General features: G+C 68.9%; 15 protein-coding genes. 4 read left to right on the top strand and 11 right to left on the bottom strand.

Features of this window, described 5'->3' with window-relative positions:
* Positions 1–12 precede the first annotated feature (12 nt).
* From ACFU97_RS22710 to ACFU97_RS22700, 3 genes are all read left to right on the top strand, one after another.
* On the top strand, positions 13–1,086 hold the full coding sequence (locus ACFU97_RS22710) for an AAA family ATPase (protein ID WP_384259364.1): 1,074 nt from the start codon (positions 13–15) through the stop codon (positions 1,084–1,086).
* Positions 1,083–2,183, top strand: a complete 1,101-nt coding sequence (locus ACFU97_RS22705) for a ParB/RepB/Spo0J family partition protein (protein WP_384259286.1) — start codon at positions 1,083–1,085, stop codon at positions 2,181–2,183. The genes ACFU97_RS22710 and ACFU97_RS22705 overlap by 4 nt, the downstream gene beginning before the upstream one ends.
* Positions 2,184–2,512: 329 nt before the next feature.
* Positions 2,513–3,130 (top strand): GNAT family N-acetyltransferase, encoded by a 618-nt coding sequence (locus ACFU97_RS22700; RefSeq protein ID WP_384259284.1) that lies wholly within the window; start codon positions 2,513–2,515, stop codon positions 3,128–3,130.
* A gap of 102 nt (positions 3,131–3,232) precedes the next feature.
* Here the strand turns inward: ACFU97_RS22700 and trxA are convergent, their stop codons facing one another.
* The 7 genes from trxA to ACFU97_RS22665 form a co-directional block, all read right to left on the bottom strand.
* Positions 3,233–3,565, bottom strand: coding sequence for a thioredoxin (gene trxA / locus ACFU97_RS22695; RefSeq protein WP_384259281.1), 333 nt, complete (start codon positions 3,563–3,565; stop codon positions 3,233–3,235).
* Positions 3,566–3,609: 44 nt separating this feature from the next.
* Positions 3,610–4,578, bottom strand: a complete 969-nt coding sequence (gene trxB, locus ACFU97_RS22690) for a thioredoxin-disulfide reductase (protein WP_384259279.1) — start codon at positions 4,576–4,578, stop codon at positions 3,610–3,612.
* A 169-nt stretch (positions 4,579–4,747) separates the two neighbouring features.
* A complete protein-coding gene (locus tag ACFU97_RS22685) occupies positions 4,748–5,692 on the bottom strand; it encodes an anti-sigma factor family protein (RefSeq protein WP_384259276.1) in 945 nt (314 codons plus the stop codon).
* Positions 5,689–6,414, bottom strand: coding sequence for an RNA polymerase sigma factor SigM (gene sigM / locus ACFU97_RS22680; RefSeq protein ID WP_384259274.1), 726 nt, complete (start codon positions 6,412–6,414; stop codon positions 5,689–5,691). Before sigM ends, ACFU97_RS22685 begins: the two co-directional genes overlap by 4 nt.
* A 31-nt stretch (positions 6,415–6,445) precedes the next feature.
* The gene (locus tag ACFU97_RS22675; RefSeq protein ID WP_384259272.1) at positions 6,446–8,164 is read right to left on the bottom strand and encodes a serine/threonine protein kinase; all 1,719 of its coding nucleotides are present in this window, start codon (positions 8,162–8,164) and stop codon (positions 6,446–6,448) included.
* Between the two features lie 138 nt (positions 8,165–8,302).
* Positions 8,303–10,582 (bottom strand): murein biosynthesis integral membrane protein MurJ, encoded by a 2,280-nt coding sequence (gene murJ / locus ACFU97_RS22670; RefSeq protein ID WP_384259269.1) that lies wholly within the window; start codon positions 10,580–10,582, stop codon positions 8,303–8,305.
* Positions 10,583–10,625: 43 nt separating this feature from the next.
* Entirely contained in the window at positions 10,626–13,016 is a 2,391-nt protein-coding gene (locus ACFU97_RS22665; RefSeq protein WP_384259267.1) for a DUF6049 family protein, read from the bottom strand.
* Between the two features lie 278 nt (positions 13,017–13,294).
* Here ACFU97_RS22665 and ACFU97_RS22660 point away from each other — a divergent pair, with 278 nt between their 5' ends.
* Entirely contained in the window at positions 13,295–14,740 is a 1,446-nt protein-coding gene (locus ACFU97_RS22660; protein ID WP_384259264.1) for a CCA tRNA nucleotidyltransferase, read from the top strand.
* Between the two features lie 137 nt (positions 14,741–14,877).
* On the opposite strand, the gene ACFU97_RS22655 is transcribed toward ACFU97_RS22660, so the two are convergent.
* The 4 genes from ACFU97_RS22655 to ACFU97_RS22640 all read right to left on the bottom strand — a co-directional run bounded on the left by ACFU97_RS22655 (position 14,878) and on the right by ACFU97_RS22640 (position 18,631).
* Positions 14,878–15,219 carry a hypothetical protein gene (locus ACFU97_RS22655; RefSeq protein ID WP_384259262.1) on the bottom strand — a complete coding sequence of 114 codons (342 nt, stop codon included), beginning with the start codon at positions 15,217–15,219 and terminating at the stop codon, positions 14,878–14,880.
* A 243-nt stretch (positions 15,220–15,462) separates the two neighbouring features.
* Positions 15,463–16,725, bottom strand: a complete 1,263-nt coding sequence (locus ACFU97_RS22650) for an MFS transporter (RefSeq protein WP_384259260.1) — start codon at positions 16,723–16,725, stop codon at positions 15,463–15,465.
* 95 nt (positions 16,726–16,820) lie between these two features.
* On the bottom strand, positions 16,821–17,903 hold the full coding sequence (locus ACFU97_RS22645) for an inositol-3-phosphate synthase (RefSeq protein WP_384259258.1): 1,083 nt from the start codon (positions 17,901–17,903) through the stop codon (positions 16,821–16,823).
* Between the two features lie 44 nt (positions 17,904–17,947).
* Positions 17,948–18,631, bottom strand: coding sequence for a PadR family transcriptional regulator (locus ACFU97_RS22640; RefSeq protein WP_384259256.1), 684 nt, complete (start codon positions 18,629–18,631; stop codon positions 17,948–17,950).
* Between the last annotated feature and the right edge of the window lie 298 nt (positions 18,632–18,929).

Raw genomic sequence — 18,929 nt, 5'->3', positions numbered from 1 at the left:
GACCCCGAAGACATGGGAGGCTCTGTTCATTGCGAGCCTGAAGTCGAGGAGAGTGAATCCTTGCGGTCCGACGCCAACATCGCGGGACCGATGACCGATCCGGTCCCTGGTCCCCGTACCGAGTCGCTCGGGGAGGATGTTTCACGTGAAACACCGCCCCCGATGGACGACACCCCGATCGGTCGTGCTGCCCAATTGGCAGTGGAGGCTCTGGGCCGTGCCGGCGAGGGCCTGCCACGGCCTGAGCAGACACGCGTCATGGTCGTCGCCAACCAGAAGGGGGGCGTGGGCAAGACGACGACGACCGTCAACCTTGCCGCCTCCCTGGCCCTGCACGGCGGCCGCGTCCTGGTGATCGACCTCGACCCACAGGGCAACGCATCCACCGCGCTGGGGATCGACCACCACGCCGAAGTCCCTTCCATCTACGACGTCTTGGTCGAGAGCAGGCCCCTCTCCGAGGTTGTCCAGCCCGTCCCGGATGTCGAAGGTCTGTTCTGTGCCCCCGCCACGATCGATCTCGCCGGTGCAGAGATCGAGCTGGTGTCCCTGGTGGCACGGGAGAGCCGGCTGCAGCGGGCCATTCAGGCCTACGAGCAGCCCCTGGACTACATCCTGATCGACTGCCCTCCGTCGCTCGGCCTGCTGACGGTCAACGCGCTGGTGGCAGGAGCAGAGGTCCTCATCCCGATCCAGTGCGAGTACTACGCGTTGGAGGGCCTGGGGCAGCTGCTGCGGAACGTCGACCTGGTGCGGGGACACCTCAACCCCAGCCTGCATGTATCGACGATCCTGCTCACCATGTACGACGGCCGGACGCGTCTTGCGTCCCAGGTCGCGGACGAGGTGCGCAGCCACTTCGGCGAAGAGGTGCTGCGGACGAGCATTCCCCGCTCGGTCCGTATCTCCGAGGCGCCGAGCTACGGACAGACCGTGCTGACCTACGATCCTGGTTCGAGCGGTGCGCTGTCCTACCTTGAGGCAGCACGAGAAATCGCGTTGAAGGGTGTCGGCGTGGCGTACGAGGCGCCGCATGCCCATATCGGCGCCCAGAGCGACCCAAGCATGGTGGAGGGCATTCAGTGAGCGAGCGACGGAGGGGTTTGGGCCGTGGTCTCGGCGCACTGATCCCTGCAGCACCGACGGAGAAGACGCCGCCCCCGGCTGCGACGGGGGGCGCTGGTTCCGCGTCCCCGTCGTCGGTGCCGGTGCTGACGAACGAGCGCGGGGTGGCCGCGGCGAAGGTGGCCACGCTGCCGCCTGTTTCACATGAAACCGAGGAGCCGTCGGTCAACGGCTTCGCGGAGACTCCCGCACCGCCCATGGGCGCCCACTTCGCGGAGATCCCTCTCGACTCCATCACGCCGAACCCGCGCCAGCCGCGTGAGGTCTTCGACGAGGACGCGCTGCAGGAACTGGTCACCTCGATCCAGGAGGTCGGTCTCCTCCAGCCGGTCGTCGTCCGGCAGTTGAGCCCCAGCCGCTACGAGCTCATCATGGGCGAGCGGCGCTGGCGGGCCTGCCGTGAGGCCGGTCTCGAGGCGATCCCGGCGATCGTGCGGGCCACGGACGACGAGAAGCTCCTCCTGGACGCCCTCCTGGAGAACCTGCACCGTGCGCAGCTGAACCCGCTGGAAGAGGCCGCCGCCTACGACCAGCTCCTGAAGGACTTCAACTGCACGCACGACCAGCTGGCCGACCGCATCGGTCGATCCCGCCCGCAGGTCTCCAACACTCTGCGTCTGCTGAAGCTCTCGCCCGCCGTTCAGCGGCGGGTGGCCGCCGGAGTTCTCTCCGCCGGCCATGCCCGGGCACTGCTCTCCGTCGACGACTCGGAGGAGCAGGACCGGCTGGCTCACCGGATCGTCGCCGAGGGTCTGTCGGTGCGGGCCGTCGAGGAGATCGTGACCCTGATGGGTTCGCGGCCGCAGGCGACCCAGCGCTCGAAGGGCCCGCGGGCCGGTGCCCGGGTCTCCCCGGCGCTGACAGACCTCGCGACCCGGCTCTCGGATCGCTTCGAGACGCGGGTGAAGGTCGACCTGGGGCAGAAGAAGGGCAAGATCACGGTCGAGTTCGCCTCCATGGAGGACCTCGAGCGGATTCTCAGCTCCCTCGCTCCCGGCGAGGGACCAGTCCTGCAGAAGAGCCTCCTGGACGGCGAGTCCGAGGAGACCGAGGAGTAGAAGACCTTTGGCCGGCGAGGTGAGGTGCTCGTCCGGCCGACGGAGCGGGCCGTGTCCGGTGTGTACCGGAACACGGCCCGCTCTTTGCTTTCAGGCGGTATCGATGGAATCCCTGGGTGGATACGATGCGTTCGGGTATGGCGCATCCCACCCGGCAGTACCTCTGAGAGGGAGGCAGGGGCCATGCGAACGATGAGCCGCACCGGACTGGTGAGCGCGGGCCTGGGGCTGGGCGCGGTCGGCGGCTTCGTCGGCAGCCTCCTCAGGGAACGGAGCGCTCTGTCGGCCGCCCGCGACGCCGCGGGCGAGGGAAGCGAGGAACAGGCTTCATGGGGCGTCGGCTCGTACCGCTCACGCTGGACAACCTTCCGGACCTCCCCAACCGTTGCCGGGCGTGTGTCTTCTGGGAGTTGGACCCAGTCAGCGGTGAGGCCGCGGTAAAGGCGGGCACGTCCGCCCTGGAGAAGGAAGCGTGGATCTCGGCGGTCCTGCTCGACTGGGGATCATGCGGCCGGGTCGTCTACGTCGACGACGTACCGGTGGGCTTCGTCCTCTACGCCCCTCCGGCCTATGTGCCTCGTTCGACCGCCTTCCCCACGAGTCCCGTCTCGCCGGACGCGGTTCAGCTGATGACCGCGTTCATCATGCCGGGCTACCAGGGGCAGGGGCTCGGGAGAGTCATGGTGCAGACGGTCGCCAAGGATCTGCTGCGACGGGGCTTCAAGGCGATCGAGGCCTTCGGGGATGCCCGGTGGAAAGAACCCGCCTGCATGCTGCCGGCCGACCATCTTCTGGCCGTGGGGTTCAAGACGGTCCGCCCGCACCCGACCCACCCCCGCCTCAGGCTGGAGCTGCGCACGACCCTCTCCTGGAAGGAAGACGTGGAGATGGCACTCGACCGGCTCTTGGGCGCCGTGCAGAAGGAGCCGGCGCTGAGGCCGCTGTGAAAGCTGCTCTGGCGTCCTGACAAGCGAATGGGCCAACCCCTCGGGGTTGGCCCATTCGTGTTTCACGTGAAACATCGCCGCCGGTTCGACGGCTCCGCCCGACTACTCGGCGATGAAGGTCTCCAGGTCGCGGACGATCGCGGCCTTCGGCTTCGCGCCGACGATGGTCTTGGCGACCTCGCCACCCTGGTAGACGTTCAGCGTCGGGATGGACATGACGCCGTACTTGGCGGCCGTACCCGGGTTCTCGTCGATGTTGAGCTTGACGACCTCGATCTTGTCGCCGTACTCGGCGGCGATCGCCTCGAGGGACGGCGCGATCTGGCGGCACGGACCGCACCAGGCGGCCCAGAAGTCCACCAGTACGGGCTTGTCGCTCTTGAGGACGTCCTGCTCGAAGGAGTCGTCGGTCACGTTCTTCAGGGTGCCGGCCACGGCGGGCTCCTTAACTGGTTGGTGCGTGAGGCGGATGGTGAGGGTCAGACGGAGGTCTTCTCGGGCTCGGCCTGCTCCTCATCCGCGAGGGCGGCGAGGAAGCGCTCGGCGTCGAGAGCGGAGGAGCAGCCGGTGCCGGCCGCGGTGATCGCCTGGCGGTAGGTGTGGTCGACGACGTCGCCGGCGGCGAAGACACCCGTCAGGTTGGTGCGGGTCGAGGGAGCGTCGACCTTGAGGTAGCCCTCCGGGTCGAGGTCGAGCTGGCCCTTGAAGAGCTCGGTGCGCGGGTCGTGGCCGATGGCGATGAACAGCCCGGTGACCGCCAGGTCCGACAGTTCACCGGTCTTGATGTTGCGCAGCTTCAGCCCGGAGAGCTTCGGGTCGCCCTGGATCTCGGCGACCTCGCTGTCCCACACGAACTTGATCTTCGGGTCGGCGAAGGCGCGCTCCTGCATCGCCTTGGAGGCGCGCAGGGTGTCCCGGCGGTGGACGATGGTCACGGACTTGGCGAAGCGGGAGAGGAAGGTCGCCTCCTCCATCGCGGTGTCACCGCCGCCGATGACGGCGATGTCCTGGTCCTTGAAGAAGAAGCCGTCACAGGTGGCACACCAGGAGACGCCGCGCCCGGAGAGCGCGTCCTCGTTCGGCAGACCGAGCTTGCGGTGCTGGGAGCCGGTGGTGACGATGACGGCCTTCGCCTTGTGGACGGTGCCCGAGGTGTCGGTGACGGTCTTGATCTCACCGGTCAGGTCGACGGAGACGATGTCGTCCGGGACGAGCTCGGCGCCGAAGCGCTCGGCCTGGGCGCGCATGTTGTCCATGAGCTCGGGGCCCATGATGCCGTCCCGGAAGCCCGGGAAGTTCTCCACGTCGGTGGTGTTCATCAGGGCGCCACCGGCGGTGACGGCGCCCTCGAACACCAGCGGCTTCAGCGACGCGCGCGCGGTGTAGAGCGCCGCCGTGTAGCCGGCGGGCCCGGAGCCGATGATGATCACGTTACGGACGTCGCTCACGGCTTGATTCCTCGTCTCTGGACTGCGTCGTCGGACCGGAGGGAGCCCCTCTTGAAGCTCTCACCCCACCCAACGGATCCTAAGGGGCGCGCATTCCCACTGTGTCCGGGCACACGGGGCCGCCACACCGTACGGGATACCACGCAGGGACAAGACCAAGCGTGCCCGTTCAGGGGCGCGTGTAGGAGTGCTTCAGAAGGACCTTCGCCTTGACGGAGGACGGATGGGTCACGCACGTCGTGTCCACGATGTACGCGTTCACTCGCGTGGCGACGGAAGGGTCGGGCATGACCACGAGAAGAGCGTCCGTCCCCTTGTAGGTCCCCTGCTGGGTGGCGAGCGCCGGATCGGATCGTCCGATGCCCTTCTGGACGCAGGGTGGGACCGTGGGCTCCTTGAAGACCTTGGGCTGGTTGGTGCCGCCCTCGACGCCGAGGCTGTGCGGAGTGTGCGAGCCGCTCCCCGAGCTCTGGCCCTTGAGGAGACCGGCGATCTGGTTGCCCAGCTTGCCTTCGGAGAAGGTGTCCGCGGTGGCGGACTGCCGGCCCTGAGCCTGGTTGGAGGGCGGATTGCCGTCGTCCAGCGTCGACAACAGGACGGAGCCGAGTCCCAGTGCGGCGACCGTGAAGACGGTGCCCAGGACGGCGATCCTGCGGCGACCGCTCCGCCGGCGCTCGGTGCGCTTGCGACCCGGACCGGTGGTCGAGGTGCGGGCGTGTCCTGCGGGACGGTCCGCCGTCGATGTTTCACGTGAAACATGGGCGCCGTCGCGGTCACCGTCGTCTTCGGCGCCGCGCGTAGAAGTAGAAGAAGAGGACGCGCTGACGAGTGCCGGAGCATCCGCGTCACCGGGAGCCGTCGCGCTCAGCAGCGCCTCGGCCGCGAGGGCGGCATCGATCCGCTCGGCGACATCGGTGGGCATGCGTGTGGGTCCCGGCAGGGAACCGAGCACCCCCCGGATCTCCTCCAGCGACGCGTAGACGTCCGCGCACAGTTCGCACGCTTCCAGGTGCTGCCGTACGGCGGCGGTCCGGGACGGCTCGAGCAGTCCTTCGGTGAGGTCGGAGATCTCGGTGACGTCCGGGTGCCCGGCCATGTCCGTCGTGGATGTCACGCTCGACCACCTCCGCCCTTCACTGCAGCTGAATCGCTCGGCCCGGTATCGCGTGGACCGTGGTTCGGCGGTCCCGCTGCGGGTGGGACGGATGTCCCCTGCGTCCGGTTCCGCCCGTCACCCCGTTCCTTGCCTTCGCCGGCGTTCTGCGGTCGGAGATGGGTGAGCAGCGGCAGCAGTCTGGCTCTGCCACGGGCGCAGCGGCTCTTCACCGTGCCGGTCGGCACATCGAGCAGGCGGGCGGCCTCGGCGACCGGATACCCCTGCATGTCCACGAGGACGAGGGCGGCGCGCTGGTCGGGCGGGAGGGTTCCGAGAGCTTCCAGCAGCTGACGGTGCAGATCGTTGCGCTCGGCAGGCGCCGATGCCTCCTCGTGCGGCTCCAACAGCTGCTCCAGCCGCTCGGTGTCGTCGACGGGAGAGGTCTTCCGGGAGGCCGCCTTCCGTGCACGGTCGAGGCAGGCGTTCACCGTGATCCGGTGCAGCCACGTCGTGACGGCCGACTGCCCCCGGAAGGTGTGGGCGGCCCGGTAGGCGGACACCAGGGCGTCCTGGACGGCGTCAGCGGCTTCCTCGCGGTCCCCCAGCGTCCGCAGGGCCACGGCCCACAGGCGGTCGCGATGACGCCGCACAAGCTCGCCGAAGGCGTCCGGGTCGCCCTTCACATGACGGGCCAGGAGGTCCTGATCGCTTGCGTCGCCGTATGCGGTGTCATCTGCCATCGGACCCCCTCCCCTGGGATGCGGTGCCTGATCAGCCGGTGAACTTCACGTCCGTCACGGCCTGCTTGTAGCCGGCGCCGCTGTAGCTGTCCTGGGGTGCCTGCGGCACGTCCGTGATCCACAGCAGCACGTACTGGGTCTTGAGCTCCTTGGAAGCCTTCACCGTGAGAGAGGTGCCATTGGTGGTGGCGGTTCCGATCTCCTTCATCCCGTCGACCGACGTCGAGGGGGACAGGGAGTCGGTGGCGTACAGGTGGACCGTCGTGTGGTCGCCCCCGTACCGGAGCCCTATCGTCGCCGTCGCGATCTGCTGAGGAGAGCTGAGCTGGTAGACGAGGCCCACGCCCGGCTTGTACGGCGCGAGCTTGGGACCTGAGTTGTAGCTCTTCGTCCGCCAGTAGGTGGAGCTGTTGCCGTCGTACGTCAGCTTGGCGTCCGCGGGCGCCTGGAGGGAGCCCTCGGCGGCGTACTCCTGCGCGTTTTCGATCTTGAGCAGCTTGATCGGCGCGTTCTTGCCGCCGCTCTTGTCGTTGCCGTCGGTCGTCTGCGTCTTGTTCGTGTCGTCGGACTTGCTGCCGTTGTCCATGAGCGCGTCCGCCAGCTGCCAGCTGCCGAGCCCCAGGGCGGCGATCAGCAGGGCCGAGACGGCCCACTTCAGGGCCTTGCCCGTACGGCTCTGCAGCGGGGCCGGAGGCGACGGCACCGGCTGAGTGGCACCGGGGTGCGGCGCCGGACGGCCGTACGTGCCCTGCTGGTACGTGGTGCGCTGGTACTCCGGCGGCCCCGCGAAGGTGGGCTCCGGCGGGCGGATGCGCGGCATCTCGCCGACCGCCTTCACCAGCTCCTCCGGCGTCGTGCACGGCGACTCGTGCCGGGAGGCGGTCGCCCCGTCGTTGGCGAGTGCGCGCATGGAGAGCTCGGACAGACCGCGGTGGACGTTGGCCCGCACCTGATCGGGTGCGATCAGGCCGATGTCCTTGGGCAGCCCGGACAGTCCGTAGGCGTCGCTCTCGTACGGCCAGCGCTGAGTGAGCCCGGCGTACAGGAGCGCGCCGATGGCTTCCGTGTCGGTGCGCTGCGGGGTGGCGGAGCTGATGCCGCGCAGCGCGGCGCTCACGGCGAGGCCACGGATGCGCCACTGGCCGCTGGAGGTGCGCAGCACGGCGTTCGGGTTCAGCCGCAGATGGGCCAGGCCCTCGCGATGAGCGGCGGCCATCGCCGAGGCGATCTGGCTGACCATCTGGTAGGCGTCGTGCGGCTCCATCGGGCCGGTGGCGATCAGGGTGGTCAGCTCGACGGCGTCGGGCAGCCACTCGTGGACGACGTAGACGAGTTCGTTCTCCTCGACGGCGTCCAGGACCTGGACGAAGCGAGGGTCGCCGAGCAGCGCCGCGGAACGGGCCGCGGCCAGTACCGAACGCGCCCGCGCATGGTCCGCGGGCAGGAGATGGACGCCGACGGCACGGCGAAGTTTCTCGTCCACGGCACGCCAGCTGCTGAATCCGTCCAGACGGGTGACGCACTCCTCGAGCCGGTACCGTCTGGCAAGTTTGTGGCCGCTGTGCAGCTCGAGTGGTGAGGCCTTCTCAGGACCTTCGGTCCCGCCGCTCCCCTGTGCCTCGTCGATCTCCGTGTCCCGCTCCCGGTTCTGGGCCACCCCGTCGGCCGTGGACTGGTCCGCCTCTGCGGTCAGCGGCTCGTCACCGCTGTTGTCTGCCACGTCGACGGCAGCCGTGCTCCGTTCCGCCACCGTCGTTCCTGCCTCCCCATTCCTTGCGCGCCGACCGACTTCCGTGCGCGCCGTCCGACGCCGAAACCAATTGTGCCCACAGTCCGCCGCTATGCACGACACACGGTGGCGGACGATGGTTGTGCGCGTACCCCTGTGTCAGCGCCCCAGACGTCCGCGCACCATGCCGACCAGCGAGTTCAGCTCCTCGATCCGCATCTTGCGGGCGGCGACGAAGAAGATCCCGAGCAGAACCGCCCCCCCGACCAGCAACGCAGCGAAGGATCCGACGACGCCCTGGCCCAGTGTGTGGCCGATCTCGTAGCAGGCAACGCCGCTGAGCAGCGCCGCCGGCACCGAGGCGATGGCGAGCCGGGCGTACGTCCGCAGGACACGGGCGCCGTCCAGATCGCCGCCCAGCCGCTTGCGCAGCCGGTTCCAGGCCACGCCGACGCCGATGGCGTAGGCGAGGCCGTACGAGGCGGCCATGCCGGCCACGGCCCAGCGGGCCGGCAGCGCCACGTAGCAGAGCACCGAGGCGCCCGCGTTGACGCCGGCCACGATGACCGTGTTGTAGAAGGGCGTCCGGGTGTCCTCGTAGGCGTAGAACGCACGCAGGACGACGTACTGCACGGAGTACGGGATCAGGCCGAGGGCGAAGGCCATCAGCATGAAGCCCATGTTGGTGGCCTCGCTGGTGCCCGAGGAGCCGAAGATCAGCGTGCACATCGGGATGCCGAGGGCGACGAAGCCGAAGGCGATCGGCACGATGGCGACGGCCGTGGTGCGCAGGCCCTGCGAGATGTCATCGCGTACGGCGCCGGTGTCGTTCTCGGCCGCGGAGCGCGAGATCCGCGGCAGCAGGGCCGCCATCAGGGAGACCGTGATGATGGCCTGCGGCAGACCCCAGATCAGCTGGGCGTTGGCGTAGGCGGCGAAGCCGGTGCCGTCGACGGGCGACTCCTTGCCCGCCGCGGTGGACAGCTGCGTGACGACGATGGCGCCCGCCTGGTTGGCGAGGACGAACAGAACGGTCCACTTGGCGAGAGTGACGGCCTTGCCGAGCCCGTGACCCCTCCAGTCGAAGCGCAGACGCAGCTTGAAGCCGGTCTCGCGCAGGTACGGGATCATCGCCAGCGCCTGGACGACCAGACCCAGCAGCACACCGATGCCGAGGAGCCGCTGGCCCTCCGGCGGGATCGAGTTGACCGTCATGCCGGAGTCGGCGGCGGTGCCGTAGACCCAGATGAACATGCCGAGCGTCACGATGATGACGATGTTGTTCAGGACCGGCGTCCACATCATCGCGCCGAACTTCCCGCGGGCGTTGAGGACCTGCCCCATCACCACGTGCACGCCCATGAAGAAGATCGAGGGCAGGAAGTAGCGGGCGAAGGTGACGCTGACGTCGTTGGCCGCCGGATCGCCGGCGACCGAGCCGGACAGCAGGCGGACCAGGAGCGGGGCTCCGAGGACCGCCACCACCGTGAGGCCGCCCAGCGCGACCATGACCAGGGTCAGCAGCCGGTTGGCGTAGGCCTCGCCGCCGTCCTCGTCCTCCTTCATCGCGCGCACCAGCTGGGGTACGAAGACGGAGTTGAGTCCGCCGCCGACGGTGAGGATGTAGATCATCGTCGGCAGCTGGTAGGCGACCTGGAAGGTGTCACCGAGCAGGCCGACGCCGAGGGCCGAGACGATCAGCGCGGAGCGGATGAAGCCCGTGAGGCGGGAGACCATCGTGCCCGCCGCCATCACGGCGCTCGACTTGAGCAGGCCTCCGGCCTTCCCGCCCTTCTGCGCGGGGACGGGCGCGGATGCGAGGGCCGCGACGGGCGTTGCGCCGAGGTTCAGGGTCTGGTCGGCCGCCGGCACGGGGGCGCCCGGCGGCGGGTACTGCGGCGCCGGTGACGGACCGCCCGGGGCGGGCGCGGGGCCTGGCACCGACGGGGTGTCCGACGGCAGGTAGCCGCTGCCCTGCTGCTGGTCGCGGAAGAGGTGCGCGAAGGCGTCCGGCTCGTGGTGCTCCTCGCCGGCCTGGGTGACCAGGTCGTCGACGCCCACGTACTGGGTCCTGCGGGGATCGTCGCCGTACGGCAGGTACTGCTGGGCCCGGCCGTCCGGTTCCGGCGCGGGGGTCTGGGCCCACACGTTCGGGTCGGGGGCGTACGGGGACTGCGGCGGCCGGGAGTACAGCGGCTGCTGCGGCTGGTAGGTGCCCGGGGCCGGCGGAGGGTGCGCGGCGCGGTCGTAGAGGGCCTCGGCGACCGGGTCCTGCGCGGAGAGGTCCTGCGCGCGGTAGGGGTCCTGGTCGTACGCGTCCTGGAGGTACATGTCGGCGGGCGGCTGCTGCTGCGCCTGGCCGTGCTCGGGCTGCGGACCCTCGGGCGGACCCGAGTCGCCCGCGGCCCGGCCGCGGTCACCGTCGTACGGCGCGTTCATGGTTACCCCACCTCATCGTCCCGGGCCCACTGGCCACGCATCCTCAACGGTCCACTCTCTCACCCGTGCCGGACGGGTCGGCGCTTTCGGATGCGGTGTCCGGTGTCGGGTCACTCGGCTGCTCAGGCTCGTCTGCCCGGGCGTCGGTGCCGGACTCCTCAGTGAGACGGTCGTCCGGGCCCTCGGGGTTCTCGGGGCCTTCGGCGGCCTCTCCCGCCTCGTCGGGGCCGTCGCCCTCGGCCTCACGGGCGGCCGCCCGCTTGCGCTGCGTGTACATGCGGAAGCCGGCGAGGACCAGCAGGAGGAAGCCGCCGCCGATGACCAGCATCACGGTGGCCGTGAACTCGGTGACCTTGACGTCGAAGGTGACGGGCTGGCCGTATTCCTGGCCGTCCTCCGTGTACAGCTGGGCGACCAGCGTCGCCTGTCCGTTGGCCTTGGCGGACGTGGTGAACTTCACCGTCTGGCTGTGGCCGCCGGAGACCGTCACGGGCTGCTCGTCGTAGGCGTGGCCGCCGACCTGGAGGCGGGTGGGGTTCGTCGAGGTGAGGCGCAGCATCAGGTGGCCGACGCCCTGCACGAGGTTGTTCTGGACGGTCACGGGGATCGTGGCGCTGCGTCCGGACAGCTTGGTGGGGGACTTGTCGATCAGTTTGACCTGGTCCGCCAGGACGTTGAGGTGCTCCTCCACGTTGGTGCGGAAGCTCTGGGCGGCTTCCGGGCGGCCGCGCCACGACGTGGACATCCCGCGGTTCGTCGCCCGTCCGAAGGGCGTCACCACACGGGACTCGTCGGAGAGGACCACCGTGAAGTTGTCGAGCTTGTCCTGGGTGGCCGCGATCGCCTCGAAGGCCGAGCGCGGCAGCTCCTGCTTGCGCAGCGAGCGGGGGTAGGCCGTGGTCGACGGCACCCTCGTCGTGGCGCCCGGGTCCGGCTTCGCCTTGGCGGCCGCCGTGAGCTCCTGGGCCTCGGACCAGGTGCCGCCCTCGAGGGCGGTGATCGCGGCGGCCATCGCCTGGGCCTGGCCCGTCGTGGGCATGCGCTGCGGCGCGACGACGATGCTGCGCTGCTTGTCCGACTGGAGGTCGAGGGCGAGGCTCTGGGCGAGGAAGCGCTGCTCGGCGAGCGTGCCGGCGGACGCCGTCGTGAGGTCGCCCTGGAAGGCCGTGGACAGGCGGGCGTCGGCGACCACCGCCGTGGTCCCGCCGCCGATCGGGCGGGCGGCGGACGGCGTGTAGGGCAGGCCGCCGGTCTCCTGGAGGCTGTCGCTGCGCGCGATCACCTGATCGGCACCCGCGGAGGTGGCGACCTTGACGATGGAGGGGTCGACGGCTCCGTCCACGGGCCAGGCGAAGTCGGTGACCGGCTTCACGTGGAGGATCGGCTCGACCGTGTTGTCGACGACGTCGGTGGCGTCCTTGAGGTGGCTCAGGGAGCCGGTGACGCTCGTGCCGTTGTGCGCGAGGGAGGCCACGTCCGGGTCGGCGAACGGCAGGGCGACGACCTCCTTGTCCGCCACCGCCGTCTGCAGATCGGCAAGCCACTGCTTGGCGACCGCCTGGTGCGTGCCCGGCGCCGTGGTGTTGGCGCCGGTCCGGACCCGGTAGCTGCGGGTCATCGCGTCGACGGAGGCGAGCAGGTCCGGGTCGATCACCCAGGTGACGTCGAGGTCCTTGCCGAGCGACAGCATCTCGTCGAGGCGGCCGCCCGGGGAGATCTCCTTGGCGAGGTCGTCGTTGAGGAAGACCGGCGTCTGCTGCTCGTTCGAACCCGTCTCCGCGGTCATGTGGACCGTGGAGATCAGAGGCCACAGGAACGTCGTCCGTGTCTTCGTGTCGGCCTCGCCGGGCTGCCACGGCAGGAAGGTCCGCTGGATGCCGAGGACCTGGTCCCAGGGCTCGGCGGACGTCTGGCCGTTCAGCGACACCGCGAACTGGTAGATCCCGTCGCTGCCCAGATCCAGCTTGTCCACCGGCACGGAGATGCTGAAGTGCTCGGCGACCCCCGGAGTGAGCTTGGGGAACTTCTCGACGTACTTGCCGCCGACCTCGATGCCGGTCGCGCCACGGAGGCTGTCGCTGCCGTTGGCGGCGTCGTCGACGGCCGAGCGCGTGGCCAGCTTGGGACCCAGGCGCACGCCCACATGGGCGCCGGTGACCGTCTGCTTGCCGTTGTTGGTCACCGTGCCCGACACGGTCAGCGTGTCGCCCTCCGTGGGTACGTTCGGCGTGAGCGTGTCCACGGAGACGGCCACCGAGCCTGAGCCGGAGGCGTCCTTCACCGACGTCTGACCAGCGGCTTCCGCGGATGACGCGGAGGGCAGCTGGAGGAGACCGGCCAGGAGAGGCGCCGCGGTGAGCAGCGCCCCGGTGCGCCGCAGCCAGCGGCGGGCAGGTGAGGGAGTCGTCCCCTGGAAGTCTGCCGCCTCGGCCACGCGCTCGCCCGTCCCTCGTCGTCGTCAGTGGTCGTCGGAATGTGCGTCCACGCATGGTAACGATGCGCGCTGAGGGGAAGTGCCGCGGACCGGCCCACAAGATCGGGGAACGGCGGCAGGTCGTCCCTTATGTACGTGTATAAAGCAGAGCGTCACCGTACGCGCCAGGGGCAGGTCTTGTACCCGTATCCAGGGAGATGTTCGTCCCTCTCTTAAGAGGGGTCCTCGGGCTTAATAGTTGCGCTTGCGCCCGCCGCCGCCACGTACCCTCTTCTGTTGTGCCGAACGCCAACGAAGCTCACCTCAGTGTCCCGAGCCAGGAGTCGCACCGCGTGCCGAGCGAGTCACTGCGGGTTGCCCCTGTCGCCGACGACCTCGCCCGCCGTTTCCAGGAGGCGGGATTTTCACTCGCTCTCGTCGGCGGTTCGGTCCGGGACGCCTTGCTCGGCCGGCTCGGCAACGACCTCGACTTCACGACCGACGCCCGCCCCGAGGACGTCCTCAAGATCGTCCGGCCGTGGGCGGACGCCCTGTGGGAGGTCGGCATCGCCTTCGGCACGGTCGGGGCGCACAAGGACGGCTTCCAGATCGAGGTGACGACCTACCGGTCGGAGGCCTACGACCGGACCTCGCGCAAGCCCGAGGTGTCGTACGGCGACTCCATCGAGGAGGACCTCGTCCGGCGCGACTTCACCGTCAACGCGATGGCCGTCGCGCTGCCCGAGAAGAAGTTCATCGATCCGCACGACGGACAGGCCGATCTGGCGGCGCGCGTGCTGCGCACCCCCGGCACTCCCGAGGCGTCCTTCTCCGACGACCCGCTGCGGATGATGCGCGCCGCGCGCTTCGCCGCGCAGCTCGACTTCGAGGTGGCTCCCGAGGTCGTCGCGGCGATGAAGGAGATGGCCGGGCGGATCGAGATCGTCTCGGCGGAGCGGGTGCGGGAGGAGCTGAACAAGCTGATCCTTTCCGCGCACCCGCGCAAGGGCCTGACCCTGCTCGTCGACACCGGCCTGGCCGAGCACGTCCTGCCCGAGCTGCCGGCGCTGCGTCTGGAGAGCGACGAGCACCACCGCCACAAGGACGTCTACGAGCACACGCTGATCGTCCTGGAGCAGGCGATCGCGCTGGAGGAGAACGGTCCCGACCTGACCCTCCGGCTGGCGGCGCTGCTGCACGACATCGGCAAGCCGCGCACGCGACGGTTCGAGAAGGACGGCCGGGTCTCGTTCCACCACCACGAGGTGGTCGGCGCGAAGATGACGAAGAAGCGGATGACGGCGCTCAAGTACTCCAACGAGCTCGTGAAGGACGTCTCGCGACTGGTCGAGCTCCACCTGCGCTTCCACGGCTACGGCACCGGCGAGTGGACCGACTCGGCCGTGCGCCGCTACGTCCGTGATGCGGGCCCGCTCCTCGACCGCCTCCACAAGCTGACCCGCTCGGACTGCACGACCCGCAACAAGCGCAAGGCGGCGACCCTGTCGCGCGCGTACGACGGCCTGGAGGAGCGCATCGCCCAGCTCCAGGAGCAGGAAGAGCTGGACTCCATCCGCCCGGACCTCGACGGCAACCAGATCATGGAGATCCTGGAGGTCGATCCCGGCCCGATCGTCGGCCGCGCGTACAAGCAGATGCTGGAACTGCGGCTGGAGAACGGGCCGATGGAGCACGATGCGGCGGTCGCGGCGCTCAAGGAGTGGTGGGCCGAGCAGCAGGCCTGACACACACGAGGGCGGCCATGTTTCACGTGAAACAGGACCGCACAGGAGCGCCGCACCGGATGAGTCCGATGCGGCGCTCTCAGTTCCTGGTGGCGATGTTTCACGTGAAACATCGCTCAACGTCGGTCGCTCCCGACCTACTTGATCGTCTTCAGGCAGAGGACGACGTCGTGGTTGTCACCCGTCTGGTAGTACGCGATCTCCGCGTCGGCGACCGTCTTGCACTTGTTGCTGTCGCTGGTGTTGTCGAACTTCTCGACGACCTTGTACTGGGAGTCGCTCGAGGAGCAGTCGACCGTCTTGAGCTTCGGGTCGCTCTGCGTGCCCGAGTTGTGCATGCAGCTGCCCTTGGAGGTGGTCTCGGCGTCCGTCTTGCCGAGCTGCCACTTGACCACGCCGATGATTATCGCGAGGACGATGATCCCGACGATGCGCAGCACCTTCTTGTTGAAGCGCTTGGCGGGCGGAGCTGGAGGCACCGGAGCGTAAGGCGCGCCGCCCTGGGGCGGGTACGGGGCCGGGGCCTGAGGCTGGCCGTACGGCTGCTGCTGGCCCTGTGCGAACGGGTTTTGGCCCTGGGGCGGCGGAGTCGTCACTTTGGGGGTCCCCCTAGAAGAGATTGGTGAGCAGCACACATAAGAGGTGCGTAAGACGCACGTAAGTTACCGGGCTCCACTGACACTTCTGTAGTTGAGGGGGACTCTGTGGCTTTGATGTGACACTTACCGACGTTCAAAGCGGGCCATAGCCGCAGCAACTGCCCCGTAGACAACGGCGACTGTGACCACGAGCGGTACGGAACGGCCGTCCGGCGGCAGCATCAGGGCGGCCACCGCGGCGGCGCCGACGAAGGCGACGTTGAAGAGCACGTCGTAGACGGAGAAGATCCGGCCGCGGAAGCCGTCCTCCACGGCGGACTGGACGATCGTGTCCGTCGCGATCTTCGCGCCCTGGGTCGTCAGCCCCAGAACGAACGTCGCAACGAGCATCGGGCCTATGGCGAACGGGAGGCCGAGCGCCGGCTCCAGGATCGCGGCCGCGGCGGCGCACGTGGCGATCCAGCGTCCCGGGCCGAGCCGTCCCGCGGCCCAGGGAGTCACCACGGCCGCCGTGAAGAAGCCGGCCGCCGACGTCCCCAGCGCGGTCCCCAGCAGCCGCAGGCCCTGGTCCGTGTTCGAGGTGAAGGAGTACCGGCACAGCATCAGCAGCATGACCAGCAGGGCGCCGTAGCAGAAGCGCATCAGGGTCATCGCGAGGAGCGACCAGGCGGCCTCCCGCCGGGGTGGGGCGGCGAGATGCCGTACGGCTGCCGCCAGGTCGCGCGCCGTGCCGGCGAGGGCCGCGGCCAGGTGCGGCTGCACCAACTCCTGGTCGGGACCGAGCTGTTCCGGCCGCAGACGCAGGGACGCCAGTGCCGCGCACAGGTAGAGGACCGCGCCCAGCAGGACCACCGCGGCGTCGGAGTCGGCCATCACGAGCCGTACGACGAAGGCGAGGCCGCCGCCCGCGGTCGCGGCGAGCGTACCGGCGGTCGGGGAAAGGGAGTTGGCCATCACGAGGCGCTCGGCGTCGACCACGCGCGGGAGTGCGGCGGACAGGCCCGCGAGGACGAAGCGGTTGACGGCGGTGACGCTCAGCGCGGAGACGTAGAAGAGCCAGTCCGGGACGTGACTGAGGATCAGGAGGGCCGTCGCGGACGCCATCAGGGCGCGCAGGAGGTTGCCGTAGAGGAAGACCTGGCGGCGGCGCCAGCGGTCCAGGAGGACGCCGGCGAAGGGGCCCACGAGGGAGTACGGGAGCAGCAGGACGGCCATCGCGGAGGCGATCGCGGCGGCCGAGGTCTGCTTCTCCGGGGAGAAGACGACGTAGGCGGCCAGTGCGACCTGGTACACGCCGTCGGCGCTCTGGGAGAGCAGCCGGACGGTGAGCAGGCGCCGGAAGTTCGCGAAGCGCAGAAGGACGCGCAGATCACGGACGACGGCCATGGGGCACAGCTTCACACATGGGGAGGTCCCCGGGTCGGGTGACCCGGGGACCTTCAGAGCCCTGGCAGGAGCGTTTTGAGCGAGGGGGGCGCGATTTAGCGCTCGACCTCTCCCTTGATGAACATCTCGACGTTCTCGCGGGCCTGGTCGTCGAAGTACTGGACCGGCGGGGACTTCATGAAGTACGAGGACGCGGACAGGATCGGACCGCCGATGCCGCGGTCCTTGGCGATCTTGGCAGCGCGCAGGGCGTCGATGATGACACCCGCCGAGTTCGGGGAGTCCCAGACCTCGAGCTTGTACTCCAGGTTCAGCGGGACGTCACCGAAGGCACGGCCCTCGAGACGCACGTAGGCCCACTTGCGGTCGTCCAGCCACGCGACGTAGTCGGACGGGCCGATGTGGACGTTCTTCTCGCCGAGGTCCCGGTCGGGGATCTGCGAGGTGACGGCCTGCGTCTTGGAGATCTTCTTGGACTCCAGGCGATCACGCTCGAGCATGTTCTTGAAGTCCATGTTGCCGCCGACGTTCAGCTGCATGGTGCGGTCGAGGATGACACCGCGGTCCTCGAACAGCTTCGCCATGACGCGGTGCGTGATGGTGGCCCCGACCTGCGACTTGATGTCGTCGCCGACGATCGGGACGCCCGCCTCGGTGAACTTGTCCGCCCACTCCTTGGTGCCGGCGATGAAGACCGGAAGGGCGTTGACGAAGGCGACCTTGGCGTCGATGGCGCACTGGGCGTAGAACTTCGCCGCGTCCTCGGAACCGACGGGCAGGTAGCAGACGAGGACGTCGACCTGCTTGTCCTTGAGGATCTGGACGACGTCGACCGGCTCGGCCTCGGACTCCTCGATGGTCTCGCGGTAGTACTTGCCGAGACCGTCGAGGGTGTGGCCGCGCTGCACCTTGACGCCCGTGGACGGCACGTCGCAGATCTTGATGGTGTTGTTCTCGGAGGCGCCGATCGCGTCCGCGAGGTCGAGGCCGACCTTCTTCGCGTCGACGTCGAACGCGGCGACGAACTCGATGTCGCGCACGTGGTAGTCACCGAACTGCACATGCATCAGGCCGGGGACCTTCGACGCCGGGTCGGCGTCCTTGTAGTACTCGACTCCCTGCACCAGCGACGCGGCGCAGTTGCCCACGCCGACGACGGCTACGCGAACCGAACCCATTCCGGTTGCTCCCTGTGTGTACGAGTGAGGCCCTGACCGGGCTCTCACGTGGCGGTGTCGCCGGGCGTATCCGTCCTGGGGGTGTCCCCGGGACGGGGCAGGCCGCCCGTCGATCCAGTGGTGTTGTCCTGCTGAGCGGACCCCCCGGAGGCAGGACCCTTCAGGTCCCGTCCGGCCCGCTCGCTCTCGATGAGCTCGTTCAGCCAGCGCACTTCGCGCTCCACGGACTCCATCCCGTGGCGCTGGAGCTCAAGCGTGTAGTCGTCGAGGCGCTCCCTGGTGCGCGCCAGGGAGGCGCTCATCTTCTCCAGACGCTCCTCCAGCCGGCTGCGGCGGCCCTCGAGGACGCGCATGCGCACATCGCGTGACGTCTGGCCGAAGAAGGCGAAACGGGCGGCGAAGTGCTCGTCCTCGTACGCGTCCGGACCCGTCTGCGAGAGCAGTTCCTCGAAGTGCTCCTTACCTTCCGCCGTCAACCGATAGACGATCTTGGCGCGACGCCCTGCGAGTGGTGCGGCGAGGGCGTCCTCGGAAGAGTGCCCCGGCTCCTCGATCAACCAGCCGTTGGCGACCAGCGTCTTGAGGCAGGGGTAGAGCGTCCCGTAGCTGAACGCGCGGAACACGCCCAGTGACGTGTTGAGCCGCTTGCGCAGCTCGTAGCCGTGCATCGGGGACTCGCGGAGCAGGCCGAGTACGGCGAACTCGAGGATCCCGGACCTCCGGCTCATCCCCTCGCCTCCTCGTCCTTATCTCGCTCCGATGTATCGACTCGATACATCAAGACGATAGAACGGCCATCCGGATGCGACAAGTGGGGAGACGGTGAACGGGATCACACCACTTATTCATCCGAGGCAAGTTGCCGGATTTGGGGTGAACTTGCGGGCTCGGTGGGTTTTGACGGTGCGTAGTCTGTGCGCCATGCACATCAGCGGGAACCGAGTGACGCAAGGGGGCGTCCTCGTCCTAGGTGCCGTACGGATGAATGAGCGATCGACCGCATCCGTATTTCGGGGGGACCGGAAA

The sequence above is a fragment of the Streptomyces sp. NPDC057616 genome (assembly GCF_042800575.1).
Taxonomy (GTDB): Bacteria; Actinomycetota; Actinomycetes; order Streptomycetales; family Streptomycetaceae; genus Streptomyces.
The sequence above is the reverse complement of the archived record's forward strand: the minus strand, read 5'-3'. Positions and strand labels throughout refer to the sequence as shown.

Bases quoted from the DNA above. Each gene is read 5' to 3' on its own strand.
- ACFU97_RS22645 (WP_384259258.1), bottom strand. From the start codon at position 17,903: ATGGGTTCGGTTCGCGTAGCCGTCGTCGGCGTGGGCAACTGCGCCGCG.
- ACFU97_RS22640 (WP_384259256.1), bottom strand. From the start codon at position 18,631: ATGAGCCGGAGGTCCGGGATCCTCGAGTTCGCCGTACTCGGCCTGCTC.
- ACFU97_RS22650 (WP_384259260.1), bottom strand. From the start codon at position 16,725: ATGGCCGTCGTCCGTGATCTGCGCGTCCTTCTGCGCTTCGCGAACTTC.
- ACFU97_RS22710 (WP_384259364.1), top strand. From the start codon at position 13: ATGGGAGGCTCTGTTCATTGCGAGCCTGAAGTCGAGGAGAGTGAATCC.
- sigM (WP_384259274.1), bottom strand. From the start codon at position 6,414: ATGGCAGATGACACCGCATACGGCGACGCAAGCGATCAGGACCTCCTG.
- ACFU97_RS22700 (WP_384259284.1), top strand. From the start codon at position 2,513: ATGGGGCGTCGGCTCGTACCGCTCACGCTGGACAACCTTCCGGACCTC.
- murJ (WP_384259269.1), bottom strand. From the start codon at position 10,582: ATGAACGCGCCGTACGACGGTGACCGCGGCCGGGCCGCGGGCGACTCG.